The sequence below is a fragment of the Bacillus luti genome (genome assembly GCF_009739945.1).
In the GTDB taxonomy this organism is placed as follows: domain Bacteria; phylum Bacillota; class Bacilli; order Bacillales; family Bacillaceae_G; genus Bacillus_A; species Bacillus_A luti.
The window spans coordinates 2,130,293-2,148,210 of the sequence record NZ_CP040336.1 but is presented as its reverse complement, the minus strand read 5'-3'; the positions used below and the strand labels follow the sequence as shown (position 1 = coordinate 2,148,210).

Below are 17,918 nucleotides of genomic sequence, written 5' to 3'. Positions count from 1 at the left end.
TAAATCCACATTTAAATGTATAAAAAAGATTAGCATTTTGCTAATCTTTTTTCATTAATTAACACTTTGAACACGGCCAATTTGCCCATCTTGTAATCGAACTTTAATTCCGTACGGATGTGTTTCACTATTTGTTAAAATATCTTTCACTACACCGCTTACAGTCTTACTATAGTCATTATCCAATTGAATAACTACATGTGAACCAACTGAAATTTGTGATCTTGTTGGTTTCCCGCTCGTTGCTTGTGTTGTTTTTTCTTGTTTTTGTGTGCTCGCTTGTTGCATTGACTGCTGTTGCTGAGTTTTCTGCTCTGCTTGTTTACGCTTTTCTTCCTCTACTCTTTGCTGTTCTGCTTGCTTACGCTTCTCTTCCTCTACTCTTTGCTGTTCTGCCTGCTTACGCTTTTCTTCCTCAATTCTTTGCTGCTCTACTTGCTTACGCTTCTCTTCCTCTACTCTTTGTTGCTCTTCTTGCTTACGCTTTTCTTCCTCTGCTCGTTGTTGCTCTTCTTGCTTGCGTTTTTCTTCCTCTGCTCGTTGTTGCTCTTCTTGCTTGCGTTTTTCTTCCTCTGCTTTTTGTTGCTCTTCTTGTTTAGCTTTTTCTTCTTTTGCTACTTTTTTATCTTCCTCTATTTTTTGCTCATCTGTTGTCGCTTTTAATTTTTCTTCATCACCTTTACAAGCACTTAAAGCAACTACGCACAAGCTCATCAGTACAAGTAATAATAATTTCTTTAACATTAAAAAATCCTCCTATATATACATTACAAATCAATAACTTTCATAGTATAACAAACGTATATGTATTCCTTTGTCATAATTTGTCGTATACATTTATTTTCTGGGAGGAAAGCCAAAAGTTACGTACCATATATTTTTTATACTTTCTCTTCGGTAATAACCTCAAACAAAGTAGCTCCGTTTTTCTCTGGTAATTGGGCACCTAACTACATCGAGTTTTGAAACTGAACAATAAAGTGAAACTTTAATCAGTGGGGGTTTTGTTCATCCCCCACTGATTATTAGCCCTCACCAATCGGGCTTTTACGGGCAGTTGATCCCCCACCTAACTTCTTTGCTTCCGCTGAATTTTGAGGTGGGGGTCTTACTGCCCGTTAATGCGGGATAAATTGAATCCCACTTCTCTTCACGATGTAAAATACGAATACACACCATAAGCCACAAATACAATTAATAGAATAGAAATGCTAAGTACCGTATATATGATCCACTTTAAATTTGAACTCATATAATCGCCCCTCTCACTTCCTAATAATTCCATTATATAACAAAAAAGCATTGGATACCCAATGCTTTTCACACTTACGCAAATAAAGACGTATTCGCATATAAAGCTGGTGAACCACCTGAATGTACGAATAAAATGTTGTCTTCTTTATTGAATTTACCTTTTTTAATTAAGTCGATTAGTCCCGCAACTGCTTTACCTGTATATACTGGGTCAAGTAAAATACCTTCTGTTTTTGCTAACAGCTGTACTGCTTCTACCATTTCCGGCGTTGGTAACGCGTAACCTGGTCCTACGTATTCATCGAAGCACGTAACAGCGTCGCGTGAAATAAAGTTTGGAATACCAACGTGAGCTGAAGTTTCATCTACAAGTTTCGCTACTTTCTCTTCTTGCTCCGCTTTCCCTCTACTTACGTTAATTCCGATTACAGGAATCTGGCTTTGTGTTCCAGAAAAACCAGTAATTAAACCAGCGTGCATACCAGCGCTACCGCTTACGCAAACAACTGAACTGAAATCAATTCCTTGCTCGAATGATTGCGCCATAATTTCTTGCGCACAAGCAACGTATCCCATTGCGCCAGTAGGGTTTGATCCGCCAACTGGTATTACATATGGTGTATTACCTTTTTCACTAACTTCTTTCGCTACTTTTTGCATCTCTTCCATAAGATCTGCTCCGTTCGGTACAACAATTACGTTTTCAGCACCTAGTAAGTGATATAAGAAATAGTTACCGTTAAAGTCTCGCTTCTCTTCTGGCTCAAGCCCTTCCTCTAATACAAGGATACATTTCATCTTTTCTTTTACCGCAGCCGCAAGAGTTAAACGGCAATGGTTAGACTGAATACCACCAGCCGTAATTAACGTATCAGCACCTTTTTCCTGCGCATCCGCAACTAGAAACTCTAACTTTCTCGTCTTATTACCACCAGCTGTTAAACCAAGTAAATCATCTCGTTTAAAATAAATAGTTGGGCCACCAAGTGCTTCAGAAAAATTGTTTAACTTTTCAATTGGTGTATATGATTCTGTATATTTTTTTCTTGGGAATTTAGATAAATTCATTGTAACGCTCCTTTTGTACTTCTTTCACAATATATGTAACGATACTATTATTACATGTAAAAATGATGAAGTCATCTTTCTGAATTTAAAATGTATTGAAATCCGGTACGTGACATTGCATTTACCGTTTTATAACTTCATTACGGTACATGAAATTTATATCGACTTACCGACAAAATAGAACAGGCCCACTCATTAAAAAGTAGGCCCTTTCCAATTACTTATTTACCGAAAAACGAAGTAGCTGCGTTAATCCTGGCTGTAAATTCATTTCCCCTTTATGGCGTACGTATACAATTTTGTCCCCATCAAATTTCGGAGGATTCCCTGGATTATACGTATGCCACTCATTCGTTCCTTCTATAGAATACTCCATGTATTCTGTTGCACCGACGATTACGTTTTTACTGTCATCTGCTGTAACATTTGGTGCCATTTGTGCAACTTTCGAATCACTAATTAATAATTTTTTAATATCTTTATCACGTTTATAATCGTAAGCTGTTACAATTACGTCGTTACCGTATGCTTTTATTTGTAGTCCTTGTTTAAATGAATATCCATCAGGAGCAGTTTTCTCTCCGCCATTTGGTCCAGCTGACATCCAGCCCGTTTCAATTCCACCCGTATTTACAACTGTAAATCCTTTTTCATCTCCACCTGCAATTTTCTTTTACCAGCCCAGTCCGGTAAGTTTAAATCCCAATGCGTATGACTCGTAAAGAAAACGACCTGCGGATAGTCTTTTAATATATCGTACAATTTATCAACGTTTAAATAGTCTTGTAAATACGGTGATTGTCTTGATCCAGACACAGTATCCGGTAAAACGTGATGAGAGAAAATGAAAATTGGTTTATTTTTATCTTTTTGGCTGTACTCTTCTAAATTTTGTTTTAACCAACCTAGTTGCTCATCACTCATATATACTTCGTCCCACATTTTTGAATCGTGGTATTTCATATATTTTTCAGTTCCTAAAAATAGAAGCGGATAACCGTCTAATTCTTTTTTATGATATACCTTTTCTTGCCCACTAAATTTCAGATAGCGGTTAAATAAAGTTTCCTCCGTTACACCATTTGGCCATGTATTTTGAGAAAGTTTCCCATCCGCCGTCCATTTACCAGCGTAAAACTCATGATTCCCAACTGTTGACCATACATTTCCCGGAACCTTATTTTTATTTAACACACGCTTCACATCATCATATTGTGACTGCTGTCCAGTTGATGTTATATCCCCATTCATAATAAGCGCTCTAGAAAGTGGCGTCACTTTGTTCATATCTTTTAGCACATGATCAAAATCCCCTAAATCCCCTTGAATATCACTAATAACGTTAAAAGTTGTAGCTGACTTTCGGACTTGCTCTTTCCCTTCCGCATATACTGAAAATGTCGGTAATAACGCCGCCATAACAGCTAATGAAGCAACCGTCTTTTTCATACAAATTCTCCCCCTAATAATTGAATGTATAAACTGACATGTTCTGCCTTCTCTTAGGTGCTTGTCCAATTCACATTATAGGGGGAGATTGTAAAGATTGATGGAGTAAAAATTTAAGTGTTTTTTAAGAGATTTTGTCTTTTTTACACGCCCCATTTAACAAGTAACATTAATTTTTCTATTAACCCACTAATATTAACTGAATGTAAATTTATACGATAAATCACTTCGTTTAATATGTTGTGTTTTAATTTCCTTTACACAATTTCAATAAAGTACTTTATCATTCATAAAAATACATAAAACAAAAATAGAGATTCCTTTATAAGAGTATGGTTACTCCTTGTCCTTGCTGGTGGTACAATTAAGGCAATCGAGGGATAACATGTAATAAACAAAACAAATTTCTATGAAATCATTTATAATGAATGTAAATTCATATTGGAGCTGAAACACATGGATTATATAAGTTATTTAAGAAATATGGTTGGACATGAAAAAGTAATTATGGTAGTTGCGGGTTGTTTTGTATTGAACGAAAAAAATGAAGTACTTCTGCAATTACGATCTGATAACGGGAAGTGGGGACACCCTGGCGGCTTTATGGAATTCGGCGAAACAGTTGAAGATACAGCAAGGAGAGAAGTATTTGAAGAAACTGGTTTAAAATTAGGAAAACTTGAATTCTTTAATGTGTATTCTGGAAAAAAATACGAAAGAACGCTATCAAACGGTGATCAAGTTGCCTTAGTGAAATTGACTTATATTTGCAGAGATTTTCATGGAACATTACATACTGATAATGAAGAAAGCTTACAGCTAAAATTTTTCCCCCTAGATAACTTGCCTGAACTCTGGCAGAATCAACAAGAAGTCTTGGACGATTTGTTAGAGTTTATGGAAATAAAGAACTAATTTTCATAGCGAACAAAAAAAGAGCCATATGGTTACGCACCCTTAAATATTAATTTTGTCCAATGTAAATTGACCAGTATATATGGGATCCCGCTATATGTCCATCTCTTCGCAAGAATACACTATTCTTTCTGTAGAATCATAGAAAGAATAGCGTATTTTTTAGTGTAAAACCTTAAATTTATGGCAATGTAACGTTATCATCATGTAGTCGTTTGATAACATGATACTTCCTAGCACTGCATCTCTTTTCCTTATTTCCCCTAAAAAAAGACACAGAGATTTCTCCCCATGCCTACTTATAGCTTTAAAAGTTAACTACTGCATATTTTTATTGCGCTCTAATTGGTTTTGAATTCCTGACCTATCAATTTGAATCCAATACTCTGCAATTTTCCCATCTTCTACTCTATAGACCGCACTTGCTATTTGAATGATTGGAAGTCCTGTAGGTTCATATCCATCAATTTCTCCTACATGCATACCTACTTGTTTCCAACGTACATACACTTTACTTCCTTGTACTAAAAATTCTTGAATTTCTAAAGAAAAATTACCGTATACTTCAATCATCTCTCTTACATGTTCAGCATAATCTTCAGGTGTTCTGCAAACTGTTTGTTCTTCTTCAGATACAATTTGATGTGCCAATACTTCTTCTGCCATGAATTGATTTGAATGATCAGGATTATTCCCCGAACGTACTTCATCAAAAAATGTTCTAACAATTTGTTCTGGCGTCATTTAAAAACCCCCTTATTAAGAAATCCAATGCTAATCATATCATAGTTTATTTTAATCTACCTATTAAAGTAAACTGATTCGTTTATATAATAAAAAGACAAAATCTCTTCTTTCTTAAGAAATCCCAATTGTTTCCCTTGAAAATTCACAATACTAATTATCTACTTCTTCACCGCATGAATATACTGCACCGTCTCAAAAGCTTCTAGATAATCGTTCCGTCCTTCAAAATATAATGTATTTATTTCTTCTGGTGATAAATGCTCATAAATGAGTAAACCTGCCTTTTCTAACAGTGCTTCCATTTCGCGATAAGAATAACATGACTTCATCGGTTCTCCGCCTACCGCAGCCATTTTCACCATATTTTCCACTCGATTAGACAATCCTTTTTCCGTAAACAAGTTTTCATCTGGATAATCGAAAACGATAGAACTTCCTTCTGGAACCATCGCAAATAAACATTCTATTAAACTAGCAAGTTCCTCTTTCGTTAAATAGTACGAAACACCTAACAGACTAAAAAACGTTTTTTTATGTTCAAATCCTTCATTCTGTAACTGCTCATAGGAAAATCCTTTCGTGAAATCCATCGAAACAAAATGAAGGTTGTTTGGAATTTCAAACTCTGCTTCTTCTATTTTCTCCTTCTTAAACTGCTGCGTAGAAGGATGATCCACTTCAAATATTTCTATTTTATTTTCTAATTCTCGGTGTCTAAAACTGAACGTGTCTAAGCCTGCACCGAGTATGACGTATTGTTTTGCACCTAATGTAATTTCATGTAGTAATACTCTTTCACAATATGCCGCACGCGCTAAAGGTGTTGGCGATAATTGAACTTGTGTAATCCATTTTAATATTTCTTTCGGATTGTCTTGAAACTGCTGTGCAATTTCTTTATTGAAAAAATGTATCCCTTGAATCATGTTCGTTTCAATATCATGACGTTCTTTTTGTGAAATGAACTCTTTAGCTACATAATCATCAAATATTTTCGAACTATCAAACTCACTATGATATGCCCTGCCGAAAGCTGATACTAACGACGTTACACTTGCTTCACCTTTTTTCACGCACATACACTCCTTCATTTTTACAACAAAAATAGGGTTCCCCTGGCCAGGAGAACCCTATTATACACGTTATTTTTATATTGGTAAATTATAGCATAAATAAGTTTTTTTGTCAAGTTTTCAGCTCGTTATCTCTCCGGCCATTTTGTCTATTCTCTATATTCATCTCGCTAAAAGTACATCCCCTCCCCCTAAATAATAGATTTTAAACATTACATAATCATAGATTATTATGCAAATAATTCCTCTAGGCGCCGAACATAGTATATAATGATATAATAATCTGCTTTTATATGCTCAATTTTACAGAATGGAATTCATTCATAGGAAAGAGGTACAGAAATATGAAGACAAAACAAACAATCGCTGTGTCAACCCTAGCTTTAGCAATGATTGCTGGCGCGAACTCTGCTCATGCTGAAGTAAATGATGCTACTACTCAGCAAAGTCCTGGAGATCGTTTAGCTGAAATTAAGCAACATAGACAAGAGTTAGATGCGAAATTGCAGCAGCATAAAGAAAACGTGGATCAAACGTTGAATGAACTTAACCAAGTTAAGGAAAATGTTGATACAAAGGTTAATGAACTACATGAACGTAAACAAGTTGCTGATGAAAAAATTAACGAAATTAAACAACATAAACAAGAGCTAGATGCAAAACTTCAGCAAGACAAACAAATCGCTGAGGACAAAATCGCTGAAATTAAAGAGCATAAAAAACAAGTAGAAGATAAAGTTGCTGAAGTAAAAGAACATAAACAAAATATCGATAACAAGGTTAATGAGATTAAAGAACATAAACAAACTGTCGATGAAAAAGTGAATGAAATTAAGCAACATAAAGAGAACATCGATCAGAAGGTTAATGAACTTAAGGAAGTAAAAAAACAAGTAGATGAAAAATTAGCCGAGCTAAAAAAGGCGAAACAAACTGCTGAGGACAAACTTGCTGAGCTAAAAGAAAAGAAGCCAAACACTGGTAACACGTTAGAGGAACTTAAGAAAATCAAAGGCAATTTAGATAGTCTTTCCGCTAACTTAGAACTAGCGAAACAAGATATAAAAAACAAACTAGCTGAATTACAGGAAGCTAGACAAGATTTACTCAATAAAATTAACGAAATTAAACAATCGAAACAAACTGTTTCAGATGATTTAACAAAGAAAAAACAAGACTTAGATATTAAAATCAACGACTTTAAACATACTGAGAAAAAAATTGATGACAAATTAGCTGAGGTACATACTACGAAGCAAAATGTAGATAACAAAATTAATGAAGTATCACAACCGAAGCAAACGACAGTGAATGCTAACAATACAAATGTTCCAGCAAAAAACACTGCTAGAGAACTTCCTAACGCTGGTAGTGAGCAATCAAATAATATGGCTTTAGGTATGTTATCTATTTTAGGTGGACTTTTATTAGTAACACGAAATAAAATTAAAACGTTCTTCTCGAAATAACGCCATTATAAATATATTTGTAAAAAGGACAACAATGCTTATAAGCATTGTTGTCCTTTTTCATTGTTTAATTTTGTATTAGCTGTCCATCTCTAAGCGTCAATATACGATCACATACATCAAGCATTCTTTCATCATGTGTAATCATAATTGCTGCTTTTTGGCTTTCTTTCACTTCACGTTTCATCATTTCTACGACTTCACGTGCACGTTTTGAGTCTAAGCTTGCTGTTGGCTCATCTGCTAATATTAAATCTGGATTGTTCATGAACGCACGAGCAATTGCGACCCTTTGCTTTTCTCCACCAGATAGTTGATTTGGATAATGACTTTTTCTTTCTCCTAATCCAAATGCCGCTAATAGGTGATCCGCACGCTTTTCAGATTCTTGTTTGTTTTCTTTTTTAAGCTTTGCGATGTACAGTAATTGCTCTTTTACATTTAAATATGGAACGAGATTTGCGAATTGGAAAATGAAACCGATTTTTTTCAACCGAATGTCTGTCATTTCCTTTTCGGATAACTTCGTAATATTTTGTTCACGAATGTAAATATCCCCTTTTGACGGTGATAGTAATGCACCCGCGATTGATAATAACGTACTTTTCCCTGATCCAGAAGGACCGACGATTCCGATAAACTCTCCAGCTTTCACATCAAGCGATATCGGATGAAGGGCTGTTACTTCAGTATTCCCTTCTCCGTACACTTTACTTACATTGTCTAATTTTAATAATGAAGTCATTACATCCCGCCTCCAATTGCTTCTAATGCATCAACTTTTAATACTTGGTATAACGAAATAAGTGTTCCTAAAATACTAATTACGATAAAGATTGCTGCATATTGTGCGATCATCGGTGTTGTTAATAAGAACGGCATACCTGCTGGTAAAATTTGTTCTAATCCTTGTACAAGAACGATGCTGATTATCATCGCCACGACTGATAAGAATAACGCCTGTACGACTAAGCTATTTGCTAAATACGTGTTCTTTGTACCAATTGCTTTTAATACACCTAATTGCTGTGTTTTTTGCAATGTAATTACGTAGAAGAATACACCGATTAGTAATGCAGCGATAACAAGTAAGAATGCAATGATCATCGTTAATGTTCCTTGCTCTTCTTTAAATCCTGGAATACTTTGCAGCACTTCTTTTTTGTCAATTACGTGTGCATTTTTTACTTCTTTATCTGTATTAAGTGCAATTGCACTATAATCTTTTTGGTTTGGTTGTGAAATAGCGCCCCATACGTCTTCATTGACATAAACGACTGGTGTATGGCTAAACATTTGATCTTTCGTAAATCCAACAATTGTAAATTCTTTCTTTGAAACAGGATCAATAATTGTATCCCCAATATCGATTCCTTTTTCTTTAATTGATTCGTCAGCAACCATTTCGTTGTTTGCTGTACCTAATTTCTCACCTTTTACAATTTTCGGTTCTAAAAATGAATCACGTTCACTTGAGAAAATCGCAACATCCACTTTTTTCGAACTATCTTTCTTTTCATACGTTGAAACTTTCACACGAAACGGAACTGCTTCTTTCTCGCCTACTTGATTTACTACGTTATCTACATCATCTTGCTTAATTTGTGAACGAAGTAATTTATTTTCCGCATCATCTGCTAAAACGAACTTATTTGCCTCCATATTTTGAATCGATGAAGCATTATCATATGATAGTCCATTTGCTAATCCTGAAATCACAAGAACTAAAAATGATAATAACACCATAATAAGTCCGATTAATCCGTATCTTAATTTTGATTGTTTTAATTCACGCAGAGCTAAAAACATTTCGCTCGCTCCTTTCTCTTACTTTCTATGCACTTATAATAAAAAAGAAATATGAACGGAGTATGAACAGAAGATTACATAGTAAAAATTAAATTTTCAGAAAGTATTGAAAATAATTCGAATCCTTGATACAATTCAGTCAAATAATATTGACCGAGTAATTTTATTTAAGGAGTTGATCATTTTGAAGCCCATGTTAACACTCACTACTTATAGCCAACTAAAAGCATTAAGCGACCCGCTACGCGCCGAAATGATGATGCGACTATGCGAACGTCCTTATACAGGGCAACTACTATCTGAGAAATTCGGCATTTCAAGGGCGAAAATTCATTATCATTTAAAAGAATTAGAAAAGAATGGTCTTATAGAGATTGTTTATACAGAAGAAAAAAATGGGATTGTTCAAAAGTTTTATCAATCTGTTGCGAAAGGCTTCACCCCTGCCGCAGATCTATTACCTCATTTAGAAATATTAAGCGAATCAGGTCGCCAAATTTTTTTAAAAATGATAGAAAGAACGCAAAGCCAAATTCTCGCTGCACCAGAAGAAGCTTTTATATTAAGAAAAGAAAGCGAAGCTCCTGCTGATTGGAATTACGTTTCATCTTGCTGGGAGTTTGATGCTACGCCAGAACAATTTCAAGTGTGGGTGAAAAAGTTTCATCAATTGATGGCTGAATTAAACGAGATCACAAAAGGTGCAGATAAAAACCCAAATAGTAAACCTTATTATATTTCTACTACTGCACTTCAAATCGCTGAGAGAACAATGCAACAATTTAATAAAAAAGAAGAAAAATCGTAACACGATTTTTTTTACATAAACGGTCAATTTTATTTTACCGAATAAAATTTTTATAAAGGAGTAGATTAAATGGACATATTGAAAAACCGGAATTTCCTCTTATTATTTTTAGGGAGAATTTTCACAAACATAGGAGATAGTTTGTATTATGTAGCCGCGATGTGGCTCGTATATAAGCTGAGTGGTAATCCTTTTTATTCTGGATTAGCAGGTTTTCTTACGTTATTACCTTCTGCATTACAATTTCTTACCGGTCCATTCGTTGATAGATGGTCCATTAAAAACACCCTCGTTATCACACAAGTTTTGCAATGCATTCTTATATTAATCATTCCTATTACACACTACTTCGACCTATTAACAGTCCAACTACTACTTATCATCATGCCAATCGTAGCCTTTATCGAACAATTCGCCTATCCCGCACAATCGAAAGCTTTACCACTTCTACTGCATAAAACACAATTATTAAAAGGAAATTCACTCTTCTCATTTGCATATCAAGGCATTGATTTAATTTGCACGACTCTTTCTGGCATATTAGTAGCACTATTTGGCGCCATTACTTTATATGTAATCGACTCTTTTACATTCGCGATTACTGCCCTTTTGTTCTTTTCATTAAAAATGCCAAACCAAACAGAAACGAGCACATCACTTTCAACTAAACAATATTTCTCTGATTTAAAAGAAGGTTTTTCAATCGTCTTTCGTTCTTTAATGGGCGTATTCTTAATCGGTTCCGTTGTTGCCAATTTTTCAATCGGTATGACGATGGCAATACTCCCTTCTTTCGCTGATTCTTTAGGCGGCGTGAAATCATACGGCTTCTTCTTAGCCGCTATATCAGCAGGTAGTTTAATTGGAGCGCTATTCAGTTCATGGGTTGGCAAACATAACGTTGGCCATGTCTCTATTATTGGCTTTGCGACTGGTGCTATCTTTTGGTTTCTCTCTACGGTTGTACCGTTTCAATGGTTATCTATTTTCTTATTCGGCCTAGCTTGGGTACCGATTGGTGCAACCAATATATTATTTGCGACAATTAGTCAACTTGTAATTCCAAATCAATATATTGGACGCATCAACTCTGTCATGCGAAGTATGGGCACAATTGCGATGCCTTTTGGTTCTTTAATTGGCGGATACACCGCAAATGTATTTAGTAGCCAACTCATTTTCGCACTCGCTAGCATAGGGATTTTCTTCATTTCTCTCGTATGGCTAATTCATCCGAAATTACGGGCATTGCCGAAAGCTGATGAAATTACAGCGGATACTTTTGAGCTACGGTTTAAGGAAGAACGTGGGAAAGGTGCGGCTTTATAACAGAACAAACATAACCCCGTTTTAAATTAGGGACGGGGTTAAAAATATAACAATAAAGTCGTTTGAACATCTAAAATTTATTCAACAATAGCACTAGCTAAAACGTTCAGTTAACGCTTTGATGGCCATGCCCCCTGCATTTTCCTTAATTGAATAATTTGGCCTGTATGGTAAGCGTCATGAAGCATAATGTCCAGTAATTTGCCCTCAAGAGAATTAAGCTCTTTTTCGGAAATTGCACTTAATACCTGCCTTAAATTACGCTGAGCATTTTCAGAACGGTCAACGACTTTCTTCCATTCCATATCATCATTAGATTGCTTAGTAAAATAAAAGGTGTCATTACCGTCAAGATTATGAGTCCATTCACGACCTTCCAAGTTTGCAGTAAGCCTCTCTTTGTAATAAATGAGATGATTAACGTTCTCCCAAATCGTATTCGTTTCCTCACCAGATGGTTTCCACATAGCCTGTTCGGCTGTAAGTCCTTCTATAGCATGTTTAAACGGTGCATACCAACTCTCTTTATCGAATGTTGAATCTAGTACGTTTAATAACAAGTCAATTCGTTTCAAAGTAATTTCCTCCCTACACGGTTCAAGTTTAAATACAATCCTGATAACTCTGTAGAGATTCTACATGTTCAAATAAACTTCCTGCTGATCTTATGCCACAAATCGGTCCCATTATGGCATAGTAGGACTCACATTTTTCAAATAATTTTTTCACTTACGAAACATCGAGGTTTTATTCAGTTTTCTCGAATGAATACTTCACCCGAAATTACGGTCATTACCGAAAGTTGATGAAATTACAGCAGATACTTTTGGAGTTCGGTTTAAAGTAGAGCGCGGGAAAGGCACGGCTTTATAGCAGAAAGAAAATATTATCTAATACGTAGTGTGTAGTTATGATAAAATTATTTAATTTAAAAAGCTCAAACAAGCATAACCCCGTTCTAAATTTAGAACGGGGTTAAAAATATAGTTGTTTCATTTTGTATGTAAGATACTTTACTACACTAAAAAATATAACAATAAAGTCGTTTGAACATCTAAGTTTTATTCAACAATAGCGCCCATTTGTGGAAAATCAAGATGATGATTTTGATTGCTTCCTGTTTCCTTTTGACTAACGCACCGGTTTAAAAACGGAACCATTTAAAGGAGATTTGCGCTTGAGTAACTCTGTTTTATTTTGAATATAGGTAAAGTCCAAAATCTTGCATAACGGAGGTTTGCCCCATTTGCCGCAACATGGTAGCTATATTGCCACGATGATAAGAACCATGGGTGACAACGTGAAGTACTGATTCAGAAATAGAAGTTTCAAGCAACCCAGCATATGGGTTGTTCACCACTATCACCTTATCAATATCTTCTTGACTGTTTAAAAGGGCTTTGTTTCGTTCGGATAAGTCTTGAAATAATTTTTTCATTTCCTCAATATTTTTCGTTTCTACCTGTTCTCTCAATTGGTTTGTAGACACCATTGCTTCATTCATACTTTTACCTAAGATAATGTCAAACCATGCGTAATCTGTAAGATAAATGTGCGACAACACCTTTGATACCGAAGAAAAACCACTCTGAATTTCCTTATGATAAATGTCCTGTGGTAGTTCTTTTAAACGATCAATTATCATTCCATTTGCCCATACGTGGTATTTGTACATTATTAATGCGGGGTGTGTCATCTTAAAGTCCCTCATTTCTAATAGTTTTTTCGTATTGAAACAATTGATGCCTAAAAGATAAATAATTTTTCTATAAATTCTGTTGTTCAATTTATTTATTATTCCATTTTATTTATAATATTCCTTCCTAAACTAATCTGACTTGTTACCATAAGTACATTCCTTCACAACCCCTATTTATTCACATGGATATCCAAATTAATCACAAATTGTTATTCAAGGATATGGCCCAATTGTGGAATAGACTGACTCGCATTTTTCAAACAACTTTTTATCACTTTACACGTAAGTGATAATATATCAGCGATTTTTCGATTATATCGACTTACCGACAAAAAAGAGACCGTTCCAAACAGCCTCTTCCCTTGCATTTATTTCGGAAGCTCAACCTGAACAGTAGTCCCTTCCCCCTTCGTACTATACACCGAAACGTTTCCATGATGCAGTTCAACAATTTTTTGTACGATCGATAATCCTAAACCGCTACCTTCTACGTTTCTCGCCCTTGCCGTATCTACTTTGTAAAAACGATCAAAAATACGTTCCATTTCTTCTTTTTCCATTCCGATTCCATTATCGGATATAGAGATAATGACACTAGACTCTAACTCTTCCACGAAAAACTCAATCGTCCCAGCATCGTTTGAAAACTTAATACTATTCGTAAAAATATTACTCCATACTTGATGAAGTAAGTTTTCATCACCTTGAATAGTAATGTCCGGCACATCAAACTCAACAGCGATATCTTTCTCTCGCCATTTCCATTCGAGCATAAAAATGACGTCTTTAATTTGTTTTTGTAAATTGAATTCTTTTATTTGTAATACTTTCTCTTCTTTATCTAAAGAAGCTAGCGTAAGTAACTGTTTACATAAACTAGACATTCGCTTACTTTCGCCCTCAATAATTCGTAAGTAATGGTTTCTTTCTTCTTCACTCATTTTTTCTGTTTGCAATGTTTTCGAAAACCCTTGTATGGAAGAAAGCGGTGACTGGAATTCATGTGAAACGTTCGAAACGAATTCTTGTCTCATTTCATCTAGTTCCTTTATACTTTTCGTCATCTTTTGAAAGTTTGTAGATAACGTACCAATTTCATCTTTTCGCTTTACGTCTAATTCAATTTCATATTCACCACTCGCAATTTTTTGCGTAGCCTTCGTAAATTTACGAATTGGACGAACGATATAACCTGCTGCAATCGCTATAAAGATAATACTTAATAACACGATAAATCCAAGTAATACAGCTAAGAAAATTCGCATCTCGCCAAATTGGTTCTGAATGTCAGGACGAATAAATAAAGCGTACTGTTTATCACCGTGTTGCACTGGTACACCGACACTATTTATTAGTTCATTATCGAAAAAACCAGTAATAAATAGGCGAGTCGGATATGTAGAAACGCCATTAAACGTTTCGCCATTCAATACTTTATGAACGGTATCATCACTAATAGACGTCTTACGAAACGCATTGCCGATACGCTTTCCATTCTTTTGATCATCGACAATATAAATTTCATATCCCAATTTCGCAATAGACTGTAAGTATGCTTCTTTATTCTCTTCACTTTGCTTTTCATATAACGATTTAACTTCCTCAGCATACGTTAAAATCTTTTCACTATTATACGGTTTTAACTTCACTTGATAATATACGTTCGTTAATAAAAAGCCGATAATACTACTAAGCAGCATAATACCAACTGTCATAAATACAAATCTCGAATATAGTGATTTCATTTTATTTCAACTCCAACTTATAACCGAGTCCGCGCACCGTTGTAATTTGAAAATCATCTGTTCGTTTTGAAAATCGATCTCGTAGTCTCTTCACATGAACGTCAACTGTTCGTTCATCCCCTTCAAAATCCATTCCCCATACTAATTCAATTAGCTCTTCTCTTGAGAATGTTCTTCCAGGATAACTAGCAAGTTGTGATAATAATTCAAATTCCTTCAGCGGTAGTAAAATCGTTTGACCGTTACACTTTACTTCAACACCTTTACGATCAATTGTCGTTCCGTGAAGCGTAATAATGTCAGCGCTCAGCATTTGATAACGGCGCAATAAAGCTTTCATACGGAAAATGACTTCAGCTGGTTCAAACGGTTTTACAATATAATCATCCGTACCAGAAACGAACCCTTTTTCTTTATCGACTAGCTGATCTTTTGCAGTTAATAAAATAACCGGTATATCATGATACTTCCGGATTTCTTCACATAACGTATAGCCATCCACAAACGGCATCATAATGTCTACTATCGCAAGATGAATATTTTCCTTCTCTAATACTTCTTGCGCTACCTTTCCATCTTCCGCTTCAAAAACTTTAAACCCCTCTTTTTGTAGATGGTAATGCAATAACTCTCTAATATGCTTATCATCATCAGCTAATAAAATATGTATCATCTTCATTAAACCCTCTCTCGTTCATCCTTCTACATCCTTACATTAAGAAACAATTGGCCTTTTTGCAAGAAAAAGAAAAGAATTCCTTAGAAGATACTTTTCTTATCATTGTGATCAGCTACTTTATTTTTCTTATAACTTGATGATGTACTCTGGTGTACTAATAAGTGATCTAATACTTTTTTAGTAAGTGGCATAAAGGAATTTAGTAATAGTCCACCTAAACAAACAGTTAATATAGTTCCAATACCAATTGGTCCATGTAAAATCATTGCCATTATCAAGAATATAAGGTAAATAAATGTTCTTGATATAAAGATATTCGTTCTCGTTAATTCTTGTATGATTAAAGTTAATCGGTCAATTGGAATGGGAGCAAAATTTGTTTGTAAATATACCGCAGTTCCTAATCCTGTAATAACTAAGCCAATTCCAAAATAAATCATTTTACTGTACCATATTTCAGGTGTAATTAAATTGCGTAATAAAAATAGCCACATATCAATACCAATACCTGTTATGAATGCTGTTAACAACCCTAATACCTCTGTTCTCTGTCTTTTTAAAATCGAGTTACAACATATTAATAATAAAGCTATTATTATTTCCCAGCTTCCCACAGTAAGTCCCACATTTAAAGAAAGTCCTACTAAAAGCGCATCAAAAGGTGACGTTCCAAGATTTGATTGTATCGTGAAAGAAATACCAAGGGTTAATATTAAAATTCCTAATACATAAAAAACATACTTCATTTTAATCAACCTCTTTATCGTTATTTTTGTTGCATTTACAATAAAAATATTTTATATTAAATGTAACTTCAAATTGTTGCATTTGCAATAAAAATAAAGGAGAAGGAGTTCATTATGAAGGAAATTCTTCGTGAAATTGGAATGATTGCAAGGGCATTAGATTCTATTAGTAATATAGAATTTAAAGAATATGAGCTTACAAAAGGTCAGTATTTGTACCTTGTGCGAATATGTGAAAACCCAGGAATCATTCAAGAAAAGCTATCCGAGATGATAAAAGTAGATCGTACAACCGCAGCCCGTGCTATCAAAAAGCTTGAAATCAATGGATTTATCAAAAAGAAAGAAGATGAATCTAACAAAAAAATCAAAAAACTTTTCCCGACAGAAAAAGGAAATAAAGTCTATCCTTTTATTAAAAGAGAAAATGATTATTCCAATACTGTTGCATTAGAGGGATTTTCCGAAACAGAAGCGGAAACTATTTCTAATCTTCTTCAAAGAGTAAGAAAAAATATAGAAAAAGATTGGGAATTTGTAAAAAAGGGAAATAAGAGAAATTATTGATTATATAAAGGAGCGAACTATTAATATGACTACGCATGTAGAAAAGTGCACCCTTGAAGATATACAAAAACTTCAAGAAATTAGTTATGAAACATTTAATGAGACTTTTAAACATCAAAATTCACCCGAAAATATGAATCATTATTTGGAAAAGGCATTTAACTTAAAACAATTAGAAAAAGAATTATCCAATATCTCTTCTCAATTCTTTTTTGTCTACTTTAACCATGAAATTGCTGGGTATCTAAAGATCAATACTGATGATGCTCAGTCTGAAGAAATGGGTGAAGAATCACTTGAAGTGGAGAGAATTTATATAAAGGGCTCCTTTCAAAAACATGGTCTTGGCAAATATCTATTAAATAATGCTATTGAAATTGCAATAGCAAATAATAAAAAGAATATTTGGCTAGGTGTATGGGAGAAAAATGAAAATGCTATTGCTTTTTATAAAAAATTTGGTTTTATACAAGCTGGCTCTCACTCCTTTTATATGGGCGATGACGAACAAGTTGACCTTATAATGATCAAAACACTCATATAACTTTTTGGAAAGGTGGG

At 34.6% G+C, this 17,918-nt stretch carries 17 protein-coding genes and 1 pseudogene; 6 read left to right on the top strand and 12 right to left on the bottom strand.

From position 1 onward, the window contains the following. Positions 1-54: 54 nt before the first annotated feature. The 3 genes and pseudogenes from EUC40_RS11015 to EUC40_RS11005 all read right to left on the bottom strand — a co-directional run bounded on the left by EUC40_RS11015 (position 55) and on the right by EUC40_RS11005 (position 3,771). Entirely contained in the window at positions 55-744 is a 690-nt protein-coding gene (locus EUC40_RS11015) for a YwbE family protein (protein WP_156575057.1), read from the bottom strand. 582 nt (positions 745-1,326) lie between these two features. Next, positions 1,327-2,322 carry a D-cysteate sulfo-lyase gene (gene cuyA / locus EUC40_RS11010; RefSeq protein ID WP_071710630.1) on the bottom strand — a complete coding sequence of 332 codons (996 nt, stop codon included), beginning with the start codon at positions 2,320-2,322 and terminating at the stop codon, positions 1,327-1,329. Between the two features lie 217 nt (positions 2,323-2,539). Beyond that, a pseudogene (locus EUC40_RS11005) lies at positions 2,540-3,771 on the bottom strand (DUF4073 domain-containing protein). A gap of 456 nt (positions 3,772-4,227) precedes the next feature. Between EUC40_RS11005 and EUC40_RS11000 the strand changes: the two are divergent. Continuing rightward, on the top strand, positions 4,228-4,686 hold the full coding sequence (locus tag EUC40_RS11000) for an NUDIX hydrolase (protein WP_071710626.1): 459 nt from the start codon (positions 4,228-4,230) through the stop codon (positions 4,684-4,686). A gap of 318 nt (positions 4,687-5,004) precedes the next feature. Here the strand turns inward: EUC40_RS11000 and EUC40_RS10995 are convergent, their stop codons facing one another. Continuing rightward, on the bottom strand, positions 5,005-5,430 hold the full coding sequence (locus tag EUC40_RS10995; protein ID WP_071710625.1) for an ester cyclase: 426 nt from the start codon (positions 5,428-5,430) through the stop codon (positions 5,005-5,007). Positions 5,431-5,591: 161 nt separating this feature from the next. Beyond that, positions 5,592-6,512 (bottom strand): class I SAM-dependent methyltransferase, encoded by a 921-nt coding sequence (locus EUC40_RS10990; RefSeq protein WP_156575055.1) that lies wholly within the window; start codon positions 6,510-6,512, stop codon positions 5,592-5,594. Positions 6,513-6,850: 338 nt separating this feature from the next. Here EUC40_RS10990 and EUC40_RS10985 point away from each other — a divergent pair, with 338 nt between their 5' ends. Beyond that, positions 6,851-7,975 carry an LPXTG cell wall anchor domain-containing protein gene (locus tag EUC40_RS10985; RefSeq protein WP_156575053.1) on the top strand — a complete coding sequence of 375 codons (1,125 nt, stop codon included), beginning with the start codon at positions 6,851-6,853 and terminating at the stop codon, positions 7,973-7,975. Positions 7,976-8,042: 67 nt separating this feature from the next. On the opposite strand, the gene EUC40_RS10980 is transcribed toward EUC40_RS10985, so the two are convergent. Further along, positions 8,043-8,720, bottom strand: a complete 678-nt coding sequence (locus tag EUC40_RS10980) for an ABC transporter ATP-binding protein (RefSeq protein ID WP_156575050.1) — start codon at positions 8,718-8,720, stop codon at positions 8,043-8,045. Next, positions 8,720-9,784, bottom strand: coding sequence for an ABC transporter permease (locus EUC40_RS10975; RefSeq protein ID WP_151625284.1), 1,065 nt, complete (start codon positions 9,782-9,784; stop codon positions 8,720-8,722). Before EUC40_RS10975 ends, EUC40_RS10980 begins: the two co-directional genes overlap by 1 nt. Positions 9,785-9,968: 184 nt before the next feature. Here EUC40_RS10975 and EUC40_RS10970 point away from each other — a divergent pair, with 184 nt between their 5' ends. Together EUC40_RS10970 and EUC40_RS10965 are read left to right on the top strand one after the other, a co-directional pair. Further along, positions 9,969-10,592 (top strand): ArsR/SmtB family transcription factor, encoded by a 624-nt coding sequence (locus EUC40_RS10970; protein WP_156575048.1) that lies wholly within the window; start codon positions 9,969-9,971, stop codon positions 10,590-10,592. A gap of 69 nt (positions 10,593-10,661) precedes the next feature. Then, entirely contained in the window at positions 10,662-11,921 is a 1,260-nt protein-coding gene (locus EUC40_RS10965; protein ID WP_156575046.1) for an MFS transporter, read from the top strand. 110 nt (positions 11,922-12,031) lie between these two features. On the opposite strand, the gene EUC40_RS10960 is transcribed toward EUC40_RS10965, so the two are convergent. The 5 genes from EUC40_RS10960 to EUC40_RS10940 form a co-directional block, all read right to left on the bottom strand. Beyond that, positions 12,032-12,496: a DinB family protein gene (locus EUC40_RS10960; RefSeq protein ID WP_156575044.1), complete on the bottom strand. Its 465-nt coding sequence runs from the start codon at positions 12,494-12,496 to the stop codon at positions 12,032-12,034. A gap of 617 nt (positions 12,497-13,113) precedes the next feature. Continuing rightward, the gene (locus EUC40_RS10955; protein WP_156575042.1) at positions 13,114-13,617 is read right to left on the bottom strand and encodes a DinB family protein; all 504 of its coding nucleotides are present in this window, start codon (positions 13,615-13,617) and stop codon (positions 13,114-13,116) included. 371 nt (positions 13,618-13,988) lie between these two features. Beyond that, on the bottom strand, positions 13,989-15,365 hold the full coding sequence (locus tag EUC40_RS10950; protein ID WP_071710617.1) for a sensor histidine kinase: 1,377 nt from the start codon (positions 15,363-15,365) through the stop codon (positions 13,989-13,991). A 1-nt stretch (position 15,366) separates the two neighbouring features. Then, complete coding sequence (locus tag EUC40_RS10945) at positions 15,367-16,044, bottom strand: response regulator transcription factor (RefSeq protein ID WP_084064465.1); 678 nt, start codon at positions 16,042-16,044, stop codon at positions 15,367-15,369. 80 nt (positions 16,045-16,124) lie between these two features. Then, positions 16,125-16,790 (bottom strand): YczE/YyaS/YitT family protein, encoded by a 666-nt coding sequence (locus EUC40_RS10940; RefSeq protein WP_156575039.1) that lies wholly within the window; start codon positions 16,788-16,790, stop codon positions 16,125-16,127. Positions 16,791-16,904: 114 nt separating this feature from the next. Between EUC40_RS10940 and EUC40_RS10935 the strand changes: the two genes are divergently transcribed. Both EUC40_RS10935 and paiA read left to right on the top strand, forming a co-directional pair. Beyond that, a complete protein-coding gene (locus EUC40_RS10935; protein WP_156575037.1) occupies positions 16,905-17,357 on the top strand; it encodes a MarR family winged helix-turn-helix transcriptional regulator in 453 nt (150 codons plus the stop codon). 25 nt (positions 17,358-17,382) lie between these two features. Next, entirely contained in the window at positions 17,383-17,901 is a 519-nt protein-coding gene (paiA, locus tag EUC40_RS10930; protein ID WP_156575035.1) for a spermidine/spermine N(1)-acetyltransferase, read from the top strand. Positions 17,902-17,918: the final 17 nt, after the last annotated feature.

What these genes read in the sequence shown, in the direction of transcription:
- EUC40_RS11015 (WP_156575057.1), bottom strand. Translation starts at nt 744, where the DNA reads ATGTTAAAGAAATTATTATTACTTGTACTGATGAGCTTGTGCGTAGTT.
- cuyA (WP_071710630.1), bottom strand. Translation starts at nt 2,322, where the DNA reads ATGAATTTATCTAAATTCCCAAGAAAAAAATATACAGAATCATATACA.
- EUC40_RS11000 (WP_071710626.1), top strand. Translation starts at nt 4,228, where the DNA reads ATGGATTATATAAGTTATTTAAGAAATATGGTTGGACATGAAAAAGTA.
- EUC40_RS10995 (WP_071710625.1), bottom strand. Translation starts at nt 5,430, where the DNA reads ATGACGCCAGAACAAATTGTTAGAACATTTTTTGATGAAGTACGTTCG.
- EUC40_RS10990 (WP_156575055.1), bottom strand. Translation starts at nt 6,512, where the DNA reads ATGTGCGTGAAAAAAGGTGAAGCAAGTGTAACGTCGTTAGTATCAGCT.
- EUC40_RS10985 (WP_156575053.1), top strand. Translation starts at nt 6,851, where the DNA reads ATGAAGACAAAACAAACAATCGCTGTGTCAACCCTAGCTTTAGCAATG.
- EUC40_RS10980 (WP_156575050.1), bottom strand. Translation starts at nt 8,720, where the DNA reads ATGACTTCATTATTAAAATTAGACAATGTAAGTAAAGTGTACGGAGAA.
- EUC40_RS10975 (WP_151625284.1), bottom strand. Translation starts at nt 9,784, where the DNA reads ATGTTTTTAGCTCTGCGTGAATTAAAACAATCAAAATTAAGATACGGA.
- EUC40_RS10965 (WP_156575046.1), top strand. Translation starts at nt 10,662, where the DNA reads ATGGACATATTGAAAAACCGGAATTTCCTCTTATTATTTTTAGGGAGA.
- EUC40_RS10955 (WP_156575042.1), bottom strand. Translation starts at nt 13,617, where the DNA reads ATGACACACCCCGCATTAATAATGTACAAATACCACGTATGGGCAAAT.
- EUC40_RS10950 (WP_071710617.1), bottom strand. Translation starts at nt 15,365, where the DNA reads ATGAAATCACTATATTCGAGATTTGTATTTATGACAGTTGGTATTATG.
- EUC40_RS10945 (WP_084064465.1), bottom strand. Translation starts at nt 16,044, where the DNA reads ATGAAGATGATACATATTTTATTAGCTGATGATGATAAGCATATTAGA.
- EUC40_RS10940 (WP_156575039.1), bottom strand. Translation starts at nt 16,790, where the DNA reads ATGAAGTATGTTTTTTATGTATTAGGAATTTTAATATTAACCCTTGGT.
- EUC40_RS10935 (WP_156575037.1), top strand. Translation starts at nt 16,905, where the DNA reads ATGAAGGAAATTCTTCGTGAAATTGGAATGATTGCAAGGGCATTAGAT.
- paiA (WP_156575035.1), top strand. Translation starts at nt 17,383, where the DNA reads ATGACTACGCATGTAGAAAAGTGCACCCTTGAAGATATACAAAAACTT.